Genomic DNA, 21715 nt, shown 5'->3' with positions numbered 1-21715 from the left:
TTAGCAACAAATGAAAACCGGCCAAGCGATATTCTACTTCATATTCTTCCGGGAAGTATTCCGCTGCTTGAATTAAAGTTAAGATAGCATTGTTGTATTCGCCCAAAATCAGCATCAAATCTACCCAAAATAACCAAGTGTCTAATTGGTAGTCGCCAAACTCAACCGCTTTTCGATAACCAAATTCGGCTTCTTCATAAAAATCCATCGCTTTGTTGATGGTAGCATAACGCTTCCAGTACAAACGGTTTTGGTCATCAATCGCCAACGCTTTGTTTACATAATACAAGGCTTTTTGGTAGTTTTTTTGACGCACATAAAAATCGGTAATGGCAATCCACCCTTTGTCTAAAAGCGGATCTTCGTGTACCGTTTTGTTGAAATATTTTAAGGCTTCCACTTTGTTGCCCAGTTTTTCATAACATTTCCCAATGCGAAGTAACGCATACGAAGTTGGGTCGTCTAACTCAATGGTACGGTTGTAGCTTTCAATGGCTTCTTCGTATCTTTTTAAGCGTTCCAAAGATTTTCCTTTTTCAAGATAAGCACCAAGGAATTCCTCATCGATATAAGTTGCAAATTCAAAAGAGCGCACGGCATTTTCATAATCTTTCACACCATAATACAAACGGCCTGACTGATGCCAAGCGATTTCGCTGTATGGATTTCTGTCAATGTATTTTTTTAAGTACTCAATGGCTTCCAGATTTTGGTCTAAAAACTCAAAGCAATACACCACATTATAAAGTGCTGACTGATCTTCAAAATCTTCTTCCAGACATTTGATGAAATTCTCTTTGGCCAATTCAAGATTGTCCATAAAAAGATATTCCATGCCCATTAAATTATAGACGTCGGCTTTGTCTTCGGTATATTGTAATGCTGTTCCCAAAAATTCAACCGCTTTGTCGTGTTGGTCTCTTTTGGAATAAATATTAGCTTTTTGGATAAAAATTTCTTCGTTGGTAGGTTCAATGGCGTATAATTCGTTCAATAATTTTTCTGCCTGATCCAGTTTGTCGTCGTACACCAACATTTCTACTTGAACGAGTTTTAGTCCGGTAGATTTTGGGTGTTGTTCCAGTCCTAACTTCAACGCTTTTTTTGCTAAAGTCGCTTTGCCCATGTCGAGGTAATGTAGAATGATTTCCTCGAATTCCTCAGAATCGAAAAAGAATACTTTGTTGGTTTTCAACATCGATTCAAATTTCGATAAGGATAAGTTGTAATCTTCTTCGTCGTGATCTAGGTGCATAACAGTAGGGGTTAAAATTATCCTTAATAAAATTAGGGAAACGCAGTGCTTTTTTGGTGAGATGCAATTATTGTTGTAAACAATTTAATTAACATTTTCGATTCAGGATAAAAGGGTAAGTCTTTGTTATACAACAACTAGGCTTTCTATTTCCCTAACGATTCTTCCTGAATTTCATCCATCGCTTCGATGATGATGGCACAGCCTTCTCTAATTTCGTCTTCAGATACGGTTAATGGGGGAGTAATTCTGATGGCGCAACCTTCGAATAATAACCAAAATAAAATTAACCCTTTATCTTGGCATTTGAAGATTACCTTATTGGTAATTTCGGGATCTGTCGTCATCGCCGCCAGCATTAATCCTCTTCCTCTAATTTCTTCTATCAAAGGATGTACCAAAAGCTCACGAAACAACTTTTCTTTGGCTAAAGATTGCTCAGCATAGTTTTTTTCCAAAATTTCTTCCAAAGTGGCTAAGCAGGCTGCCGCTATGACAGGATGTCCGCCAAAAGTGGTAATGTGTCCCAGCTTCGGATCATGACTCAGCAAATCCATGTGTTTTTCATTAGCAATGAATCCACCAACAGGCATGCCACCGGCCATTCCTTTTCCTATGATAACTACGTCGGGAACGACATTATAGTTTTCATAACCAAACAGTTTTCCGGTTCTTCCAAAACCCGGTTGGATTTCGTCAACAATCATTAAGGCGCCTACTTCCTCGCAGCGTTTTTTGATTTTGGCTAAGAAGTCATTACTAGGCTCAATGAAACCGGCTCCCCCTTGAATGCTTTCGAGAATGATTCCGGCGGTTTTGGTTGTTATTTTTTGAATATCTTCTTCGTTGTTGAACGTAATAAAATCCACATCGGGAATTAATGGTCGGAAGATTTGTTTGCGCTCTTCAAATCCCATCACACTCATAGAGCCCATAGTGTTGCCGTGATAGGCATTGTGACACGAAATCAATTGGCTTCTACCGGTAACACGACGAACAAGTTTCAACGCGCCTTCGGTAGCTTCGGTTCCTGAGTTGACTAAGTAAACTTTGTTTAAACTCGGATGCAGATTTTCTACCAATAATTTGCAATACGCTACGGCCGGATGCTGGGCATATTCGCCATACACCATGACATGTGAATATTTGTCTAATTGGTCTTTAATGGCTTGGTTGACTCTCGGATGTTGGTGTCCCAAACTGCAAGCGGAAACCCCCGCTACAAAGTCCAGATATTTTTTATTATTGGTATCGTATATATAGGAACCCACCGCATGCGACACTTCCATCCCCAAAGGATAGGGAGAAGTTTGTGCCTGGTATTTTAGGAAATCTTGTTTCAACTTGTGTTGATTTTTTTATTCGTTTAGTTGGTAATTGGTGACGGTATTGCAGTTAGAGCACCAATTAAATTGCTCTTCCTGGCTTTGCAAAAAGGTTTTTGTTTTTTCATGACAATTATCGCAAACTTCTTCGTCATTTTCATCTTCAAATATCTGCAGCGGACAAGCAGTACAACTCCAAACCGTTATATTGGGCAACACTTCGCTGACGTACCAGGTAAAAGCATCTTGTTTACACTTGGGACAAAGTTGCGTTGTCATTATTTTACTACTGGTTTAGGGTTCTTTTTGTCGTAATCCTTTGTTTCTTTGCTGGGTTCTAAAGGTTTGTCTTCTTTAGCCATTTCGGCTTTTTTATCGGCCTGAATTTTAGCATCCAATTCGTTGTCTTCCGCTGGGAAAATGTCGTCTTTGGATTTTATTCGTTCGTCACCGCGCCAAATGAATCCCCGCAGTTTCCGTGCATTTTCGGGCAACTCTTTTTCCGGATAAATATCACCATCTACTTGGTTGAAAAATGTAATGGTGTCAATGGTGTTTTTATCCAAAGTCATATTGATTTTGCTGCTCACATTTTTGTTGATTCCAATTAGCTCGTGCTGGTCGTTTCGCATGTAAAAAACGACTTCGGTGTTTTTGACCACATCAACTTCATAGAGTTTGTTGTCTCTAAATTTCCCGTAGAGATTCTGTCCCTTGACTTGGTTGTAACCCGTTCCAAGGGAATCTTTGGAAACAATAAAGGAATTATTCAGTACCTTGAGCGAGTCGAGTTTTTCCGTATTGTTGTTGCCAATGAGATGCATCACATCGCCGGTCATTTGGTTTTCGTAATTCCAAAGTATCGGTTTTCCGATGAGTTTGGTTAAGGCTTTCTTTTGATCGGAATGAATAGAGTCGCATTTACCGCTCATATCAATTTTGTAGAAGCGAACATTGTTAAAAGCCCGGATAATCCGCTCGCCGGTCTTTCCGGTAATAAGCATTTTTTTGCCGTGAATGTACATCGAATCTTTTTCGACCAAAGAGATTGCGACCGCTCTTTTGGTAATAATCATCGAGTCTTTTTCGGTTTTCAGATTGCGATAAATTTCGGCATAATGTCCTTTGATGATTCCTTTGTTGATGGAATCCGTAATCTTGACATTGTTGGTTCCCGAAGCATATTCGCGGTTTCTGTCATAGTACAAACTATCAGCTTCAATCAAACGGTCTTTGTATTTGATATAAGATTTTCGTTTGAAATAGGCCACATTCTTTTTGGTATCATAAAATCCTTTTTCGGTATAAATGAAATTCTCTTTGCTGGTAATGGTGGAAGGACCAAACAAATAGGAGTGACCCGAATTGGTATAATAATCCAAATGATTGGACTTGATGGTGTATTTCGGATTGGTAATGGTCACCGCAGTCAGGAAACGAAACTTCTTTTCATTGGCAAAATACCGACCTGATTTACTTTTCAAAGTATTCTCTTTGCTGGTAATGGTTCCGTAGCTGTTGTAATAAGCTTCCTGGGTGTTTCGGTCAAAGTTAATGGTATCAGTCACCAAAGTCGATTCGGGTGAGCGCATGACTACGTTTCCGGTGGCGTAAGCTTGTTTGACTTCACCATTGTATTCGGCGTATCTGCTGTTCAGGAAAAGCGTGTCGCCTTGTACCATTTGCACTTCGCCAAAAGCTTTGATGTAATTTTCTTTTTCAAAAAAGTAAGCTTTGTTGCAAGTAAAAACAACGCCTTCCTGTCTGACTCTGACATTGCCACGCAAGAGTAAGGCATCCGGAATTTCATCTTGATTTCTGTCGCCGAAATCGGAGTGTTCTACTACTATTTTGGATGATTTTTGTGCCTGCAGTTGAATGACAGCACAAAGCAATAAACTAATACCAAAGAATACCTTTTTCAAGTGTTTGAATTTTGGGCAAATTTATGAAATTAGCGACAATGAAAACGCTTATTAAGAATTATTTGTGTTGCTATCATATTACAATGATTTCTTTATATTTGTGATAAGGTCTTGTCACCCTAATTGGCAAGTGAAATGATATGAAAACTAAATTTTTATTAGTGCTGGCGTTGAGTGGTGTGATGCACATGACTTATGCCCAAAAAAAATCCAAAGCCCCTATGAAGAAAAAAACGGAGGTGGTGTCGCAACCCCAAAAAGCGGTAGTCTATCAAGTATTCACCCGATTGTTTGGCAATAAAAATACGACCAACAAACCTTGGGGAACTATTGAAGAAAACGGCGTTGGAAAGTTCAACGATTTCACCGATACGGCTTTGCAGGAAATTAAGAAACTGGGCGTAACACACATTTGGTACACAGGCGTACCACATCACGATGTGATTAGAGATTATACTAAATACGGAATTTCCAATGACGATCCCGATGTGGTGAAAGGCCGGGCCGGTTCGCCTTATGCTGTGAAAGATTACTATAATGTCAATCCTGATTTAGCAGTGAATCCTGCGAAGCGTCTGGAGGAATTTGAAGCCTTGGTGGCACGTACCCACAAGAACGGTTTGAAAGTCATTATCGATATTGTGCCGAATCACATAGCGCGCAATTACCACAGTTTGAGCAACCCGAAAGGCGTACGCGATTTTGGTGCCGATGACAATACTTCGGTAGAATATGACCGAAACAATAACTTCTATTACATACCGGGCAAAGCCTTTGAAGTGCCTACTTCGGATTCGTATAAACCTTTGAATGGCGAAAAAAATCCTTTAATTGACGGTAAGTTTACCGAGTTTCCTGCGAAATGGACTGGCAACGGTTCGCGCCAAGCCAAGCCAGATATCAACGATTGGTATGAAACGGTAAAAGTTAATTACGGTATCAAACCCGATGGTTCTAAAGATTTCCCGGAGCTACCGGCTGGTTATGACAAAAAATCCTATAAAGAGCATTATGCTTTTTGGCAAGGAAAAGATGTGCCAAGTTCCTGGAAAAAGTTCCGTGATATTGCGTTGTATTGGACCGCCAAGGGAATTGACGGTTTCCGTTATGACATGGCTGAAATGGTGCCGTATGAATTTTGGAGCTACATGAATTCGGCTATCAAAATGAAAAACCCGGATGCGTTTCTAATTGCTGAAGTTTATAATCCAAAGGAGTACCGAAACTACATTAATCTGGGTAAAATGGATTATCTGTATGACAAAGTAGAAACCTATGACCATTTAAAAGCAGTAATACAAGGAAAAACAACTCCCGATGGTTTAGCAGACATACAACGCGGCACAGCCGATATTGAACACCACATGCTGCACTTTTTGGATAACCATGACGAACAACGTTTGGCCAGTCCTGAGTTTGCCGGCTCTCCCGAAAAAGGAAAACCGATGATGGTGTACTCCGCTACAGTAGGAACCGCACCAACCATGATTTATTTTGGTCAAGAAGTAGGCGAGGCCGGAACCATTGATGGTGGTTTTGGGAAACCATCCCGAACTTCTATTTTTGATTATGTGGGCGTGCCCAACCATCAACGCTGGATGAACGGCGGTAAATTTGACGGCGGCCAATTGACGCCCAAAGAAAAAGACTTGCGCGACTTCTACAAACGCTTGCTAAACTTTACCATACACAGTGACGCTTTGATGGGGCAATTCCAGGAAATACAAACCTTGAACCGCAAGGAAACCGCTAACTATGACCCGGGCTTGTATTCGTATGTGCGTTGGTCAGCCAATGAAAAACTGATTATCGTAACCAATTTCTCTTGGGTAACCACCAGCAACTTTGAACTAAAAGTTCCGGCTGATATCATTGCCAAATGGAATCTAAAAGACGGTTTGTATGATGTGCAAGACCAACTTTACGGCAGCAAGGCTCAACTTAAAGTGAATGACGGCAAGGGAACCATTCATTTGAGTGTAAAACCAAGTGAGTCCTTACTTTTTAAGCTGTAACCATACAAGATGAAAAAATACCTGCTTGTTTTTTGTCTGGCGTTGCTTTCTTTTACCCAAAGCTCGGAGCCTGTAGACCGATTGGGAGTGAAAGGCCCGTTGACCTTTGGTGAAACTTCTTTCGGTCTTTCGTGGAGTGAGCATCCTAATGACTTTTATTACATACAGGAATATTTGCCAAAAGGAGAAACCTCTTCAACTTTTACCCAAATGCTGACGCTGCATGTGTTTGATAAAAAGATAACCGCCGAAGCAGCTATGCGACAAAAGGTAAAAGAACTCGAGCTAAGAAAAAAAACAGATCCGGTTTGTAATTACCAAGTCAATGTAAGTCCGGATGGCAAAGAATACATAGTCGATTGTTTGCTGAGTCAAAGCCAGGGGGATAAATTGACAATAGTAGAGTTCAATGCTTACCGCTACACTCAAATACCATTGGGCGCTAACAAAACAGGAATTCTGGTGTATGCCTACTCCAAAAGAAGTTATGGCGATGCGGTTACCAATTTTCTCAAACAACTGGGCGATGACCGTGCCGCTATGCTGCATACCATGATGTATGCTATAGTGCCACCTATTACCATTACGAATTAAATAGTGTGAAAAAAGCCCCAATTACGGGGCATTTTTATTTGATAAAAGGATGTGGATTGCAGCTTAGAATAATTCCCCAGCCACTTAGATTAAAGCCAAGAACCAGTAAAACAATAGCCGCTATTCTTTTGATATTCGGCATCGATTCTTTAACAATCAGGGAGCCCCTTGGAACAATAGGCTCATTTATGGTTATCAGATATTTTCCGGGTTGGGTTACTTCAAATTGGTAAAATTCTTTGGCAAAGTTCCCTTTGTGCATAAACCGGGTTTTCATTTGGGTGCTTTCGCCCTCAATGGTATGACCGTTGTGTGTTATAGTAAAATCAACGTTTATAGGTGCCATAATATCAGACACCACACTACTTACCGAATATAAACCGGGTTTGGTAATGGTCATTTCCTGTTCGTTTTGTAACACCGTTATTTCGGCTATGGTTTTGCTTCTGATGATTTGTAACATCCATTTGCCTCCAAAAAAGAACATCGTCAAACCCATTAGGGCCATGGCTATAAAAAGTAATTGCATGTCTGGGTAGTTTATCTCGTAATCGTCTGCTTTCTGTCAGGGCCTACCGAAACAATTTTTATAGGCACTTCTACTTCGCGTTCTATAAATTCAATATAGTCTTTTAGCTCTTTGGGCAAACTGTCATAAGTGGTTAGGCCGGTTAAATCCTGTTTCCATCCTTTGAACTCGGCATATATAGGCGTTACGTTTTCTTCTTCGATGTTATACGGTAAATGGTGAATTACTTCTCCTTTATAAGTGTAGCCTGTACATACTTTTAAGGTTTCAAAGCCCGAGAGCACATCGCCTTTCATCATCATCAGTTGGGTAACTCCGTTGATTTGCACAGCGTATTTCAAGGCTACTAAATCCAACCAGCCACAACGTCTTTTTCTTCCGGTAACCGAGCCAAACTCGTTGCCCACTTTTGCCATAGTATCTCCGGCTTCGCCAAAATCTTCGGTAGGGAAGGGGCCGCTACCCACACGAGTAGTGTACGCTTTGAAAATCCCATAGACTTCTTTGATTTTATTTGGGGCAATGCCTAATCCGGTACAAGCTCCGGCTGCTGTTGTATTGGAAGAAGTCACAAAAGGATACGTTCCAAAATCAACATCCAACAAAGACCCTTGAGCGCCTTCACAAAGAATGGATTTGCCTGCTTTTTGGGCTTGTGCCAAATACTCTTCGCTGTCAATGAATGTCAATTTCTGTAAGTCTTCAATGGCTGCAAAGAATTCTTTTTCCAATTCGGGTAAATTGTATTGAATGTTCACATCATAAAACGCAATCATGGCTTCGTGCTTGTCGGCTAAATGTCTGTATTTTTCTTTGAAATCTGCCAATTCAATATCGCCCACACGTAATCCGTTACGACCGGTTTTGTCCATATAGGTTGGGCCAATTCCTTTTAATGTGGAACCGATTTTGGCTTTGCCTTTAGCAGCTTCTGAAGCGGCATCCAATAAACGATGGGTTGGTAAAATTAAATGCGCTTTGCGCGAAATAATCAGTTTGGATTTTAAATCGAGGTTGAATTTGGCCAAGCCATCCACTTCGCTTTTAAAAACCACGGGGTCAATCACGACGCCGTTTCCGATAATGTTGATGTTGTTTTGGTGAAAAATTCCCGACGGTATGGTGCGAAGCACGTGTTTGATTCCGTCAAATTCGAGTGTGTGTCCGGCGTTGGGTCCGCCTTGAAATCGTGCGATGATGTCGTATTTTGATGTCAGAACATCTACTATTTTTCCTTTGCCTTCATCGCCCCATTGTAATCCGAGTAGTAAATCTACGGTCATTGTGTTGTGTGTTGTTTAGTGTGTATTTAGTAGTTAATTTGTGTTTTCTTCTTTTTTGCTGGCATAGAAATACAACGAGTGGTTGTGAATGTCAATCCCGAATATTTCTTCGATGGTTTGCTTGATTGTTTGGATACGCGGGTCGCAAAACTCAATGACTTCGCCGGTATCAGTCATGATGATGTGATCGTGTTGTTTGTCGAAATAGGACTTTTCGTAATGCGCTTGGTTTTGGCCAAACTGGTGTTTACGCACCAAACCGCAATCTAATAAAAGCTCAATCGTGTTGTATAAAGTTGCCCGAGACACGCGATAGTTTTTGTTTTTCATTTTGATATACAAATTCTCGATATCAAAATGTTCTTCGCTATCATAAATTTCCTGAAGAATAGCATAGCGCTCAGGGGTTTTGCGGTGTCCTTTGTTTTCAAGATAAAGCGTAAAAACGTTTTTTACGGTTTCTTGATTTTTGGTATTATCGGATGCAATTTGTGTCATGGGACAAAGGTAATTTTTTTGTGTAAGGTTTCAAAGTTTCATCAACTCATAATTTGTAACTCCTGACTAATTAGTGTAAACCCGCGTTACTTTATCAATACCGTCAATTTTTTTGATGTTCTCGATGAGTTTTTTCAAAATGTTATTGTTCTGTACAATTACGGCTACTTGCCCGTTGAAAATTCCAGCTTCACCGCTTAGGGAAATGCTTTGAATGTTCACATGCATGTTGTTCGAAATTACTTTGGTCAGCTCGTTGGTCAATCCTAAACTGTCCATACCGGTAATTTTCAAAATGGCTTTGAATTCCTGTTGTGAAGAGTCAATCCATTTGGCCAACATAATGCGGTAAGCGTAGTTAGATTGGAGTGTGATGGCATTCGGACAATCTTTTTTATGCACTTTGATGCCTTCGTTGATGGTAATAAAACCAAACACATCATCGCCCGGAATTGGGTTGCAGCAAGACGATAATTTATAATCCAACTTGTCCTGTTCGGCGCCAAAAACAAGCATGTCATAATTCTTGTTCAGCTCTTGTTTGTTGATTTCTTCGGGTTGCGAACTTGGGGAACGCTTCATTTTATTTTTGAAGAAATTCATCAGCGTATTGCTTTTCTGCGCCGCAAAATCTTTCAGTTGCTGGTTTTCGATAGAGCCGATTCCCACTCGGTAAAACAAGTCTAAACTGGTTTTGAGTTTGAAGAAATTTACCAATTCATTGACCACGCCTTCATTCAAAGTAATTTTTAAATGTTTCAGTTTTCGGGTCAATAGTTCTTTACCGTCTTCGGCAATTTTCTTGGTGTTTTCGTTGAGAACGTTTCTGATTTTATTTTTGGCTCTCGAAGTCGTCACATAATCCAACCAGTTAATCGTTGGTTTTTGATGTACTGAAGTAATGACTTCAATTTGGTCACCGCTTTTCAGTTCGTGATTTAAGGGAACTAACTTTCCGTTGACACGCGTTCCTCTTGTTTTGATACCAATTTCAGAGTGAATACTGAAGGCGAAATCTAAAGAAGTAGCGCCTTTCGGTAAGGATTTGATTTCTCCTTTGGGCGTGAACACGAAGATTTCTTTGGCATAGAGATTCATTTTGAAGTCTTCCACAAAGTCCACCGCATTGGTTTCCGAACTTTCCAAAGCTTCTTTCAAAAGGTTGAGCCAAACATCCAAACCACTTTCTTCGGTGGCACCTTGTTTGTATTTGTAATGTGCAGCATATCCTTTTTCGGCAATTTCATCCATTCGTTCACTACGCACCTGAATTTCTACCCAGCGCCCTTTGGGTCCCATCACGGTAATGTGCAAGGCCTCATAACCGGTTGATTTTGGCGATGAAATCCAATCGCGCAAACGACTCGGACTCGGGCGGTAATGATCCGTTACTATTGAATAGATTTTCCAGGCTAGGAATTTCTCGTCGTGCAGGTTGGATTTGTAGATGATGCGGAGTGCAAACTTGTCGTAAACTTCATCAAAAGTGACATTCTGAGCTGCCATTTTTCTACGAATGGAGTAGATGGATTTTGGTCGGCCTTTCAGTACATATTCTACGCCTTCTTCGTCTAACGATTTTTTTAAAACATCAGAAATCGTTTTGATGTATTCGTCTTGTTCTTCTTTGGTTTCCTTGATTTTGCTGACAATGTCTTTAAAAATTTCGGGCTCGGTATATTTTAAACCTAAGTCTTCCAGTTTGGTTTTGATGTTATACAATCCCAAGCGATGAGCCAGCGGAGCATAAATATAGAGCGTTTCAGAAGCAATTTTCACTTGCTTGTAATCGGGCATGGAATCCATGGTTTGCATGTTGTGCAAACGGTCGGCAATTTTAATCAGGATTACACGAACATCATCATTCAACGTCAACAGCATTTTACGGAAATTCTCTGCCTGCATTGAGATGTTCATGTCTTTTTTGACTTGGGCAATTTTGGTCAAACCTTCCACCAAATGCGCAATTTTCGGATTGAACATGCGTTCGATATCTTCAATAGTTACATCAGTATCTTCGACCACATCGTGCATTAAGGCAGCGGCAATGGAAGTGGCACCCAAACCAATTTCGGAAGCTACAATTTTGGCCACGCCAATGGGATGAAAAATATAAGCCTCTCCTGATTTTCGACGCTGATCTTTATGGGCATCAACGGCTACATCAAAGGCTTTTCGAATCAATTTCTTGTCGGCATCGGTAAGCGTTTGGTAACTTATGCGGAGTAATTCTTTGTATTCTCGGGCAATGGCTTTTTTTTCTTCTTCTAAATCAATTTCGGTCATAGCATGTTCTTCAATTCCCTAAAAATAAACATTCCAATTGAGATGTGCAAATGCTAAGGATAGGATTTATTGATTTTATCGGATGAGATATTGCTTGTCTTTGGTAAAGTCTAAATCGTGAAAATCATAACTGAAATCGGTCAACGGTGAAATGGCTTTCATTTTGAAATGAGTAGCATTGCCGTTAGCATCCAAGTCGAAGAAAAGGTGAGCATCGGCATGAAAACTTCGCGTGTCCCATTTGACCACAAAATTTTGGTCTTTGTAAAAGAAAATCTCACCGGTTAGTCTTTTGGAACGGTTGGAAGCGAAATATAATTTGCCTTTTTTTTCTGAAATGGTCACCAAACCAAACCAAGGATCTTTATAATTTCCGATGTATTTGGAGTTGTTAATTTTGATTTTGTCTTTCAGATTTTTGGCAACAGTGGTCCAAACTTCGTCCGTAATTTTATCCGCATCGTCTTCTTTTTGGCGACGGTCGGCACTCAAAGCTGTCACGTGATCCGGATTTTTAATGTCCAAATAGCGGTCTTTTATCGTATTGGAAATGGCCATAAAGGCAGCGCCACTTTGCTGATTGGTCAAAACAATAATGCCCAATTGAATATCCGGAATCATGATGGTTTGGGTTACAATACCATCCAAACCACCGGTGTGGGATACTTGTAAATGGCCGTTGATGTCTTCCAATCGCCACCCCAAGCCATAACTTCTGAATAATGTTTTGTATGGTTTGGTGTTGGTTAAAGGTAAAATGGTTTGTGATTTCCACATCTCATCGTGTTGCTCTTCACTGAATAATTGTTGGTTGTCACCATACTTTCCATTGTTCATTTGCAGCATCAACCATTTGCTCAAATCGTTTACCGAAGCATACAATCCGGCGGCGGCATCAAAAATATGATTAGTGTATCTTGGAATCACTTCCAGTTTGCCATTGGTTGGAACGTGTGGTACAATGGTGTTTGTAGTGTCTTTTAAACGTGACCACGAAGCCGCGCTGTTATTCATGCCAATGGGCTTCATGATACGACTTTCTACAAAGTCGCACCACGATTTTCCAGAAACTCTTTCGATGACTTCGCCGGCAATAACATAGAGTAAATTATCATAATCATACTTAGTTCTAAACCCAGAAACCGGTTTTAAATACTGAATGTTTTTCACAATGTCTTTGGGCGTAAAGTCATGTCCGTCAGGCCAAATCATTAAATCGCCAGCGCCAAGTCCAAGCCCGCTGCGGTGCGTTAATAAATCCCGTATCGTAAATTCATTGGTGACATACTCATTATACATTTTGAATTCGGGCAAATACTTAGTGACCTTGTCGTCCCAATTGATTTTTCCTTCATCTACCAAAATGGCCAAGGCCGCAGTGGTAAACGATTTGCTGTTAGAAGCAATTCCGAAAAGCGTATTGGCATCTACTTTTTGTCCGGTTTTGATGTTGGTTACGCCATAGCCTTTGGCCAAAACCAATTTGCCGTCTTTGATAATGCCGACAGCAATTCCGGGTACATTGAATGTTTTTAAGGTTCTCTCCACCAAGACATCCACTTCAGGTTCTGAAATTTGTGCCGAAATAGTAACGCTTGTTAACAATAACAGCAGTGATACTTTAAAAGTCATTTTTTTAAATTTTATTCCGCTACGCTCCATACGATTCGCACTTCGCGCTCGGGTTAATTGATTAAAACCCTCTTTGTCGTTTGGCTTCAAAAATCAAAATGGCCGCAGCGACAGAAACATTCATGCTGTCAATCTCTCCCTGCATGGGAATAATGATGTTTTGAGTGGCTTTTTCGCGCCAAAGTTGGGTCAGTCCGGTAGCTTCTGTGCCAACGGCCAATGCTGTAGGTAAAGTGTAGTTTTGGGTGTGGTAAGCAGTTGAATTTTGCAGCGTGGCGCTATAAAAATGGATGTTATTTTTAATCAGAAAATCAATGGTTTCTTCGGTTGTGGCTGTGGCAATTTGATTGGTAAACAAACAGCCCACGCTCGAACGAACGATATTGGGATTGTATAAATCGGTTTTCGGATTGGCGATGATGACCGCATCAATTTTGGCAGCATCACAGGTTCGGAGCATGGCGCCGATATTTCCCGGTTTTTCAATAGCTTCCATTACCATAATCAATGGATTTTTTGGAAGTTGTAAATCGTTTAACTGTAATGATTTGGTTTTGGCCACCGCCAGAATACCCTCGGTAGTATCGCGATACGCTAGTTTTTGATAGACTTCTTTGGAAATCTCGATAAGGTTGATTTGGTTATTCGTTAATTTGGTTATTTGTGTTTCTGAAATTATTTCAGGAAGAAAAAGTATCGTTTCTAATTCGTAATTTCCTTTGATGGCTAATTCTATTTCGCGTAGGCCTTCAATCAAAAAAGTCCCCGATTGTTTTCGGGCTTTGGCTTTTTCCTGTAACAATACCAAGGATTTGATAAACGGATTTTGCGCGCTGGTTATTTGTTTCATGTTTGAATTAGCAACGATACGAAGCGTCAAAGTTACAGATTTTTTATCAATGATTTAAGTACAGGAATCCTTTCAAGGGCTCGGGATAATCCGCGTCATTCAAATATAACAGATAGAAATAAGTGCCATCGGGGGCCTTTGTGGTTTCATAACCATCATTAACATGTCCATTCCAGTCTTCAGTGTTGCGGTTTCCGGACCAGATTAATCTTCCCCAACGGTTGTAAATCTCCAATTGATAGTTCAGGAAAATATCGCGCAAACCGGCTATGTAAAAGCTGTCGTTTAGCATGTCATTATTGGCCGATACAAAATTGTAAACCGTTGGCGGACAATTTCGGGTAGTCAATAAAAACGAAGTGAGGCTGTAGCAATTTTCATTGTTGATTCGGATAAAAATTTCCTTTGGTGTTGCTAAGGTTACAAAATTGGATGAATTTAAAATGGGATTCACTTCATTGTTGGCATCTTCGATAGTCTCGTAAAAACGGACGGTGTCCTGAGGATTTTGTTTGACCAATTCTTCATAAGCCGAAAAATCAAAAGTACCTTTGGTATGGCCTTCATTACAGGAAACTAAAGGTTCAGGCACATTATATTCCGGCGAAAGCCAAAGCGTAACTTCAGTGGTAAACGAATTGTTGTTTTCTATCAATTCTGTTACAATTCCGGTACCGTTTCCGGTATCATCTGCTACAAATTGTAACTCAAAATTTATCGGAATGGCATCAGGAATAAGTAGTGCAATTTGTCCTGTAACGGAACCACCAACCGGAATTGCTGCCGTTGTTACTATAGTTTGTACCAATTGCCCGTCAGCATAAATAGCAATTGGTGTTCCAACAGGAAGAGGATTGGTAGCATTTAAATTAGAGACAGTATAATCGACCAAAATCGTTCTGGAGTCGCATTGTTTTTGAATGTTATCGATAGTAATTGTGGCATCCGGCAATTGGCTGTTGACTTTGATGACCACAGTATTAATCATGATAAAATCCTGGGTTGAAGAAAGGGTAATTTGCGCTGTAGTATCCCCAATGTGAATATAATTGTCCAAATCATAGATGTCTAAATCCATGTTGTACAGCGTGTTGCTTCCGGTAATGGAGTTGGTTCCGTTGAAAACGTTATTTATCGGATTGGAATCATTGCTTACCGGAATTCCGTTTATCTGAAATTGTTCGGTAGCCAATATCGAATCGCCTTCCCAAGCAATGAATCCGGCTTTTGAATCAATATTATCCAGTACATTCAAATTGCTAAGCGTAATAACCAAGTCATCAGGAACACCTTGCAAACCGTCATAAACATTGATTTGATTTAAAGGCAGGGCATTGTTTTTATAGATAATGAGTATAGCCCAACCGGCAAAGTTGGTGGCATTGACGCAATAATCAGGAATGACATCGGTTAAATCCAAATCGGATAAAGTGTAATCGCCGTTTCCGGTTGCCATAATTTGAGCGGTTACATCCTTAAAAGCACTAAAATAAGGCAAACCAGAAGAAGCTGGCAGCAGGCCGAATGATCTGTCGGCAGTTATATCCGTTCCATTGAGTTTTACATTAAAATCACCTTCTCCCGAGCCTGCCCAATATAGATAAGCTTTTTCAATTTGATCGGTCGGATTTAGTGTGAGTGTAGCTGTTGAACTGTTGTTGATAATGCAGGAAGATGGATCGTCGTGAACAATATTATTTTCGGCAAGATTCATAGTGTTACCGATAAAAGTAAAATCGAATCGGCCATTAAACTGTTGGTATAGTGTTACGTCTTGTCCGTAAGCTGAAAAAAAACAACTTGTGATTACAATAAATACCGCTAAAAACCGTTTTAATCTCACCGTCTAATGAATTTAGAACTCTAAAATTACTCAATAATTCGTGAAAATCTAATTTTTAACAATGCGACTGTTTTTAAAAATAAATGTTTAATTTTCCAATGTCTAAACAAAACCTGTGAAAAACTATACTGTCAGACGTTATCACCCGAAAGATTTTGCCCTTTGGAACGCTTTTATCAGCAGTGCCAAAAATACGTCCTTCCTTTTTCATCGCGATTTTATGGAGTACCATCAGGACCGGTTTTCCGATTTTTCGTTGCTGGTTTTTGAAGGCGAAAAACTAGTATCAGTCATTCCGGCTAATAGAGTAGAAGATGCTTTGTTTTCGCATCAGGGACTGACTTATGGAGGTTTTGTATTTGACGAAAAAATCAAATTGGGAGAAACTATTGCCGTTGTTAAAACAGTGTTGCAGTTTCTTAGCGAAAATGGAATTTTGACTTTTCAGTTAAAATTAATTCCCTCCATTTACAACACTTATTTCTCGGAAGAAATTGAATATGCCTTGTTTTTAACGGAAGCCCAACTCATCAGAAGGGATTGTCTTTCGGTCATTGATTTGACAAAACCTTACACCATTTCAAAAACACGTAAAGAAGGCATTCGCCGTGGGGAAAGAAATAATTTAATCATCAAAGAAGAATTGAAATTTGACTTGTTTTGGAACGAGATTTTAATTCCGAATTTAGATAAAAAACACAAGGCCACTCCGGTGCATACGGCTGAAGAAATCAGTCAATTGCAACAAAAATTCCCTCAAAACATTCGGCATTTTAATGTGTATCACCAAGATAAAATTGTAGCAGGGACCACCATTTTTGTCACCGATTTAGTGGCACATCCTCAGTATATTTCGGGCAACGAACAAAAAAGTGAACTGGGAAGTTTAGATTTCCTGTATGAGTATTTGATTACCACAATTTTTAAGGATAAAAAGTTTTTCGATATTGGTCCATCGCACGAAGACCACGGAAAGAAAATCAATGAAGGGTTACTGTTTTGGAAAGAAAGTTTCGGCACCAAAACCACGGTTCAGGATTTTTATGAAGTGGCAACTGCCAATTTCTCACTTTTAGACTCGGTGTTAGTATGATAAAATTCCTCGATTTACAGAAAATAAATGCGGAGTATCAAGATGAATTTCAGGCAAAAATGAAATTGGTTTTGGATAAAGGCTGGTTTATTTTGGGTGATGAAGTCAAAACCTTTGAAACCAGTTTTGCCCTCTACAGCGGAACAAAATACTGTATCGGCGTAGGAAACGGATTGGACGCGATGGTCTTGATTTTTAAAGGATACATTCAGCTCGGAAAACTTCAAAAAGGCGATGAAGTCATAGTCCCGGCGAATACCTATATTGCCAGTATTTTAGCCATATTGCAAGCGGATTTAGTACCAGTTTTGGTAGAGCCAAAACTAGAAACGTACAACATCAACCCAGAGTTGATTTCAGAAAAAATTACAGCCAAAACCAAAGCCATTTTAGCGGTTCATTTATACGGGCAATTAGCCGAAATGGACAAAATCAACACCATAGCCCAACAGTATAATTTACTCGTTATTGAAGATGCGGCACAGGCTCACGGTGCTTTTTTGGAGAGTGGTAAAGTGGGTAATTTATCCAATGCTGCGGCTTTTAGTTTTTATCCGGGAAAAAATTTGGGAGCTTTGGGTGATGCCGGTGGCATTACAACTAATGATGAAGAATTGGCCAAAGTACTTTTCGCTATACGAAATTATGGTTCGGAACAAAAATACCACAACGAATTCATTGGTGTAAACTCTCGTTTAGATGAAATGCAAGCGGCGTTCTTGAATGTGAAATTACCTCATTTGGAGGCAGCAAACGGACAGCGAAAACGAATTGCTCAACGCTATTTGTCGGAAATTAAAAACGAGAAAATTGCTTTACCAGCTTGGGACGGATCACAAAATCATGTATTTCATCTGTTTGTCATTCGAACAATAAACCGGGATCAGTTGCAAAACTATCTGAAACAAAACGATATTGAAACCTTAATTCATTATCCGATTCCGCCACACCAGCAAAAAGCTTTTGCCGATTGGAACTCGCTTTCTTATCCGATTACGGAAAAAATTCATCAAGAAGTGTTAAGTTTGCCAATAAGTCCGGTGATGACAAAGCAGGAAGTTGATGCCGTTATTGCCATTTTAAATCAGTATTAATGGGGATTTTTTACAAAATAAAATATTTCTTTTTTGTGAGTTTGCGTATTTGGAAGTATCAATTGCTTTCCGATTGCCAGCGCGTTACAGGGAAACCTAATTTATACCTGCCTCTTTTATTAAAGGGGAAAGGGAAAATCCAATTTGGGAATAATTTTCAGAATGGCGTAACTGCTGCTCATTATACCTATTCCACCTATAATTATATTCTTTCGATGGAGGAAGAAAGCGAAGTGATTATTGGCGACAATGTAGTGATGGCCAACGGAGCTTCCCTACAGGCAGTCAACAAAATCACCATAGAAGACAACGTGATGATTGGCATCAATTGCTTTTTGGTTGATACCGACGGACACGATTTAGATCCGGATAAACGAATGACAGGCATTCCAAAATCGGCACCGATTACCATTAAAAAGAATGTTTTGATTTACTACAATACAGTTGTTTTTAAAGGAGTTACTATTGGAGAAAATTCCGTTATTGGCGCTTGTTCTGTGGTGACTAAAGACATTCCGGCCAATGTTTTTGCTTCCGGAAATCCGGCACGAGTAATCAGAAACCTCTAATTTGAAATTCTTAAGAGAAAATAAGCTGTACAAAGTCCTGTCGCTGAATTCTTTTTCGGTAGCCATCAGTTTTGTCTTAGGCATTTTTTCTTCCAAAATCATTTCTGTTTTTTTAGGCACGTCGGGCATGGCTTTGATGGGCAGCTTCCGGAATTTCGGCACCATGCTCAAATCGATTGCTACGTTGGGGATCAACAATTCAGTAGTTAAATTGTTTGTCGAAAACAAAGATGATAAGCGCGAACTTTCCATTATTTATTCCACTTTTTTCTGGCTTTTTTTAACGGTTTCTGGCGTGTTGGCTATCTTGGTTTTGCTATTTGCGGAGCCTGTCTCTCATTTTTTATTTTACAGTTACAGCTATACGATTCCTATTCGTTTTTTTGCTTTGCTGCTGCCACTTATGGCTATTAATGCCTTTTGGCTGGCGATTTACAACGGATTGGAAAAGTATAAAAGCATCGTTATTATCCAAATTGTCTCCAATGTTTTGGTATTTGGATTGACCGCCTTGTTGATTTGGAAGAAAAATATTTTTGGCGGATTACTGTCGGTAGCTGTTGGAGAACTTTTGATGGTGGGTGTTACGTTGTTATTTATCCGAAAAGATGCTGCTAATTTCAAATTTGACTTGCAAAAAATCATCAGCAAAAAGTATGTCAAGATTATTCAGAAATTCTCTGTCATGGCATTGCTGAGTGCTGTTATTGTGCCTTTGACCTTGCTGTTTATCCGAAATGCAATTGTTGAAAAATACTCCATTCAGGAAGCCGGAATTTGGGATGCCGTTAATCGGCTGTCGGGTTTTTACATGATGTTTTTCAGCTCGGGTTTGTCTTTGTATTACATGCCAAAATTAGCTTCGATTCACACGGAGCACGAATTTAAGGCAGAACTGAAATCGTATTTTAAAATTTTTGTGCCGTTGTTTTCGGTGATGTTAATCGTTATTTATCTTGCCAAAGGACTAATCCTCAAAATAGCTTTTACGGCGGAGTTTTCGAGTATTAACAAGCTATTGGTTTGGCAATTGCTAGGCGATTTTTTCAGAATAATGACACTGGCTTTTGGTTTTCAGGTAGTGGTAAAAACGATGATGAAGCGCTATTTTGTAGGCGAAATTGTTTTCAATCTGTGTTACTTTTTACTCTCTGTTTATTTGATGCAAAAAGGTGCTGTGGAAGGCGTATTACAGGCTTATTTTTATACAAATGTGCTTTGTTTTCTGTTGATTTTGGTGATGTTCCGAAAACTGTTTTGGAAACGTTAGTATTTCTCCCAAACCTCTAAATATTTCTCGGCAATCTTCAAATAGTCATGTTCTTCTTCTATAAATGTTCGGGCCCGTTTTGAAATAGCTTTAATTTCTTCCGGATTCTCGATTAAAAACGATAATTCCTGTACCAAATAATCAACATTAGGCAAAGCATTTATGGCTACTTTTTTGGTGATATTATAATAGTTTTCAAAGATATCTTCCGCTCCGGTAAAGACCACTTTGCCTTTGGCCATAGCTTCCAAGGCATTATAACCCTGATCATGACCATACACTTGATCCAACACTATATGGGCTTGGTTATAGCGATTAATATAGTCTTCGTATGGCACGTTTTCAGTAACTAAAACTGTTACTTTTTCGGGATATTTTTTTTCAATAATGGCCAAGGCAGCCTCAAAATAATCATTCCCTTTTTTGAAATAACTCTCCCGATTAATGCCATGAAAAATGACTATTTTATCGTTGATTTCTAGCTCTGTTTTTGAAAAATTATCAATGTTGATTGGGTTGGGAATCAGTCCGATATATTTAGAATGATTTTGCAACGGAATGTGATAATCCAAGTCGGAGGCAATGACACAGTTTATATTGCGATAAATGTAATGATGCAATTTTTCAAAGGCTGCTGTTCTGAATTTTAAGACATTGGAAAAGTTCTTGTCTTCAATTTTCCCGGCGAGATAGGGTTGTACAATCGATTTGTTTTCGGGATGTTCAAAGTTGTATTTCACATACGGATAATCATCGCCGCAAGAAAGCAGAAATACTTTTTTATTGCGTTTGAAAAAAAACTTCAGTATCTTCTTTTCATAATAATAGTTGCAAAAAAAACTATTCTCATTAATCAGTTGAACAATATCGGCTTCTTTGAAGAGAGGCTTGTTTTTTTTGACTTGTTGGTAGGTTAAATAGGAAGAAATATCAAAGCCGGTAAGTTTTAAAACGGCTAATTTTACTTTCTTCAAGGCACCGTTGTCCCATTTTTTCTCCAAAGGAAAATCAACCGGAAAATCTTTAAAACCATCTTTAAAACCCAGGATGGTTACCTCGTTTCCCAGTTTTTGCAGTCCTTCTTTTAACGAATTATGCAATCGACTGTATTCTCCAATGAGTAAAATCTTCATTTCTTGCTATATTTGGCAAATAGAACTGCAAGGTAAGTAAGAAATGAAAAATAACAATAAAATCGCAATTGTTTCCGCCTCATTGGGTATTGGTGGTGCCGAACGATTTGCCGGTTTGTTGAGTTTCATGCTGTATGACTTGGGTTATGAAGTGCATCATATTATTATTTCAGATGTTGTTTCTTATGAATACCAGGGCGTTTTAGTCAATTTGGGCAAGTTGTTTGCCAATGAAAAAGGTATTTTCAGAGCTGTAAAAAAAGGAAAATACATTGCCCGCTATCTGCACGAAAATAAAATTGAAACTATAATCGACAATCGTTCCCGACCAATGTTGCTGCGCGAATGGTTTACCAAAAAGCTCTATAGAAACCGGAAAGTATTCTTTATGATACACAGTTCCAATTTGGAAATGTATCTGCCAAAGTCTGTCTTTTGGGCGAAATTTTTATACCGCAAAGCCTCAAAATTAATTTGTGTTTCCAAAGGAATTGAGCAATTAGTCAAAAGTAAATACGGTT

19 protein-coding genes are annotated in these 21715 nt (G+C 39.3%); 7 read left to right on the top strand and 12 right to left on the bottom strand.

The window, feature by feature from the left end:
* The 4 genes from V7D82_RS10925 to V7D82_RS10910 all read right to left on the bottom strand — a co-directional run.
* Nucleotides 1–1255, bottom strand: a 1255-nt coding sequence (locus V7D82_RS10925) for a tetratricopeptide repeat protein (RefSeq protein WP_333601012.1), incomplete at its 3' end; no start/stop codon positions are given.
* A gap of 146 nt (nucleotides 1256–1401) precedes the next feature.
* Entirely contained in the window at nucleotides 1402–2598 is a 1197-nt protein-coding gene (locus V7D82_RS10920) for an aspartate aminotransferase family protein (RefSeq protein WP_333601011.1), read from the bottom strand.
* 15 nt (nucleotides 2599–2613) lie between these two features.
* The gene (locus tag V7D82_RS10915) at nucleotides 2614–2859 is read right to left on the bottom strand and encodes a hypothetical protein (protein ID WP_333601010.1); all 246 of its coding nucleotides are present in this window, start codon (nucleotides 2857–2859) and stop codon (nucleotides 2614–2616) included.
* Nucleotides 2859–4505, bottom strand: a complete 1647-nt coding sequence (locus tag V7D82_RS10910) for an OstA-like protein (RefSeq protein WP_333601009.1) — start codon at nucleotides 4503–4505, stop codon at nucleotides 2859–2861. The genes V7D82_RS10915 and V7D82_RS10910 overlap by 1 nt, the downstream gene beginning before the upstream one ends.
* Nucleotides 4506–4645: 140 nt before the next feature.
* On the opposite strand from V7D82_RS10910, the gene V7D82_RS10905 reads away from it, so the two are divergent.
* Nucleotides 4646–6520 (top strand): alpha-amylase family protein, encoded by a 1875-nt coding sequence (locus V7D82_RS10905; protein WP_333601008.1) that lies wholly within the window; start codon nucleotides 4646–4648, stop codon nucleotides 6518–6520.
* Nucleotides 6521–6529: 9 nt separating this feature from the next.
* Nucleotides 6530–7114, top strand: coding sequence for a hypothetical protein (locus tag V7D82_RS10900; RefSeq protein WP_333601007.1), 585 nt, complete (start codon nucleotides 6530–6532; stop codon nucleotides 7112–7114).
* 34 nt (nucleotides 7115–7148) lie between these two features.
* On the opposite strand, the gene V7D82_RS10895 is transcribed toward V7D82_RS10900, so the two are convergent.
* The 7 genes from V7D82_RS10895 to V7D82_RS10865 all read right to left on the bottom strand — a co-directional run bounded on the left by V7D82_RS10895 (nucleotide 7149) and on the right by V7D82_RS10865 (nucleotide 15906).
* Nucleotides 7149–7643, bottom strand: a complete 495-nt coding sequence (locus tag V7D82_RS10895; protein WP_333601006.1) for a hypothetical protein — start codon at nucleotides 7641–7643, stop codon at nucleotides 7149–7151.
* An 11-nt stretch (nucleotides 7644–7654) separates the two neighbouring features.
* On the bottom strand, nucleotides 7655–8926 hold the full coding sequence (locus V7D82_RS10890; RefSeq protein ID WP_333601005.1) for an adenylosuccinate synthase: 1272 nt from the start codon (nucleotides 8924–8926) through the stop codon (nucleotides 7655–7657).
* 33 nt (nucleotides 8927–8959) lie between these two features.
* Nucleotides 8960–9424, bottom strand: a complete 465-nt coding sequence (locus V7D82_RS10885) for a Fur family transcriptional regulator (protein ID WP_333601004.1) — start codon at nucleotides 9422–9424, stop codon at nucleotides 8960–8962.
* A gap of 66 nt (nucleotides 9425–9490) precedes the next feature.
* Nucleotides 9491–11710, bottom strand: coding sequence for a RelA/SpoT family protein (locus V7D82_RS10880; RefSeq protein ID WP_333601003.1), 2220 nt, complete (start codon nucleotides 11708–11710; stop codon nucleotides 9491–9493).
* A gap of 75 nt (nucleotides 11711–11785) precedes the next feature.
* Nucleotides 11786–13342 (bottom strand): serine hydrolase, encoded by a 1557-nt coding sequence (locus V7D82_RS10875; RefSeq protein WP_333601002.1) that lies wholly within the window; start codon nucleotides 13340–13342, stop codon nucleotides 11786–11788.
* 61 nt (nucleotides 13343–13403) lie between these two features.
* Complete coding sequence (locus V7D82_RS10870; RefSeq protein ID WP_333601001.1) at nucleotides 13404–14192, bottom strand: TrmH family RNA methyltransferase; 789 nt, start codon at nucleotides 14190–14192, stop codon at nucleotides 13404–13406.
* Between the two features lie 46 nt (nucleotides 14193–14238).
* Nucleotides 14239–15906, bottom strand: a complete 1668-nt coding sequence (locus tag V7D82_RS10865) for a gliding motility-associated C-terminal domain-containing protein (protein WP_333601000.1) — start codon at nucleotides 15904–15906, stop codon at nucleotides 14239–14241.
* 244 nt (nucleotides 15907–16150) lie between these two features.
* Here V7D82_RS10865 and V7D82_RS10860 point away from each other — a divergent pair, with 244 nt between their 5' ends.
* Genes V7D82_RS10860 through V7D82_RS10845 form a run of 4 tightly spaced genes read left to right on the top strand, consistent with a single transcriptional unit; the run spans nucleotide 16151 to nucleotide 20061 of the window.
* Nucleotides 16151–17128 carry a GNAT family N-acetyltransferase gene (locus tag V7D82_RS10860; RefSeq protein WP_333600999.1) on the top strand — a complete coding sequence of 326 codons (978 nt, stop codon included), beginning with the start codon at nucleotides 16151–16153 and terminating at the stop codon, nucleotides 17126–17128.
* Nucleotides 17125–18222, top strand: coding sequence for a DegT/DnrJ/EryC1/StrS family aminotransferase (locus V7D82_RS10855; RefSeq protein WP_333600998.1), 1098 nt, complete (start codon nucleotides 17125–17127; stop codon nucleotides 18220–18222). Before V7D82_RS10860 ends, V7D82_RS10855 begins: the two co-directional genes overlap by 4 nt.
* Nucleotides 18222–18791 (top strand): acyltransferase, encoded by a 570-nt coding sequence (locus tag V7D82_RS10850; RefSeq protein WP_333600997.1) that lies wholly within the window; start codon nucleotides 18222–18224, stop codon nucleotides 18789–18791. The genes V7D82_RS10855 and V7D82_RS10850 overlap by 1 nt, the downstream gene beginning before the upstream one ends.
* A 1-nt stretch (nucleotide 18792) precedes the next feature.
* Nucleotides 18793–20061, top strand: a complete 1269-nt coding sequence (locus V7D82_RS10845) for an O-antigen translocase (protein WP_333600996.1) — start codon at nucleotides 18793–18795, stop codon at nucleotides 20059–20061.
* Here the strand turns inward: V7D82_RS10845 and V7D82_RS10840 are convergent.
* Nucleotides 20058–21194, bottom strand: coding sequence for a glycosyltransferase family protein (locus tag V7D82_RS10840; RefSeq protein ID WP_333600995.1), 1137 nt, complete (start codon nucleotides 21192–21194; stop codon nucleotides 20058–20060). The two genes, V7D82_RS10845 and V7D82_RS10840, sit on opposite strands and share 4 nt — an antisense overlap.
* A 43-nt stretch (nucleotides 21195–21237) precedes the next feature.
* Here V7D82_RS10840 and V7D82_RS10835 point away from each other — a divergent pair.
* Nucleotides 21238–21715, top strand: a 478-nt coding sequence (locus V7D82_RS10835) for a glycosyltransferase (protein ID WP_333600994.1), incomplete at its 3' end; no start/stop codon positions are given.

This window comes from Flavobacterium sp., from assembly GCF_036741995.1.
Taxonomy (GTDB): domain Bacteria; phylum Bacteroidota; class Bacteroidia; order Flavobacteriales; family Flavobacteriaceae; genus Flavobacterium.
This window is presented reverse-complemented; position numbering and strand designations above follow the sequence as displayed.

Coding starts and splice junctions, on each gene's coding strand:
- V7D82_RS10915 (WP_333601010.1), bottom strand. CDS start 2,859: ATGACAACGCAACTTTGTCCCAAGTGTAAACAAGATGCTTTTACCTGG.
- V7D82_RS10905 (WP_333601008.1), top strand. CDS start 4,646: ATGAAAACTAAATTTTTATTAGTGCTGGCGTTGAGTGGTGTGATGCAC.
- V7D82_RS10900 (WP_333601007.1), top strand. CDS start 6,530: ATGAAAAAATACCTGCTTGTTTTTTGTCTGGCGTTGCTTTCTTTTACC.
- V7D82_RS10895 (WP_333601006.1), bottom strand. CDS start 7,643: ATGCAATTACTTTTTATAGCCATGGCCCTAATGGGTTTGACGATGTTC.
- V7D82_RS10890 (WP_333601005.1), bottom strand. CDS start 8,926: ATGACCGTAGATTTACTACTCGGATTACAATGGGGCGATGAAGGCAAA.
- V7D82_RS10885 (WP_333601004.1), bottom strand. CDS start 9,424: ATGACACAAATTGCATCCGATAATACCAAAAATCAAGAAACCGTAAAA.
- V7D82_RS10880 (WP_333601003.1), bottom strand. CDS start 11,710: ATGACCGAAATTGATTTAGAAGAAGAAAAAAAAGCCATTGCCCGAGAA.
- V7D82_RS10875 (WP_333601002.1), bottom strand. CDS start 13,342: ATGACTTTTAAAGTATCACTGCTGTTATTGTTAACAAGCGTTACTATT.
- V7D82_RS10870 (WP_333601001.1), bottom strand. CDS start 14,192: ATGAAACAAATAACCAGCGCGCAAAATCCGTTTATCAAATCCTTGGTA.
- V7D82_RS10865 (WP_333601000.1), bottom strand. CDS start 15,906: ATGAATCTTGCCGAAAATAATATTGTTCACGACGATCCATCTTCCTGC.
- V7D82_RS10855 (WP_333600998.1), top strand. CDS start 17,125: ATGATAAAATTCCTCGATTTACAGAAAATAAATGCGGAGTATCAAGAT.
- V7D82_RS10850 (WP_333600997.1), top strand. CDS start 18,222: ATGGGGATTTTTTACAAAATAAAATATTTCTTTTTTGTGAGTTTGCGT.
- V7D82_RS10840 (WP_333600995.1), bottom strand. CDS start 21,194: ATGAAGATTTTACTCATTGGAGAATACAGTCGATTGCATAATTCGTTA.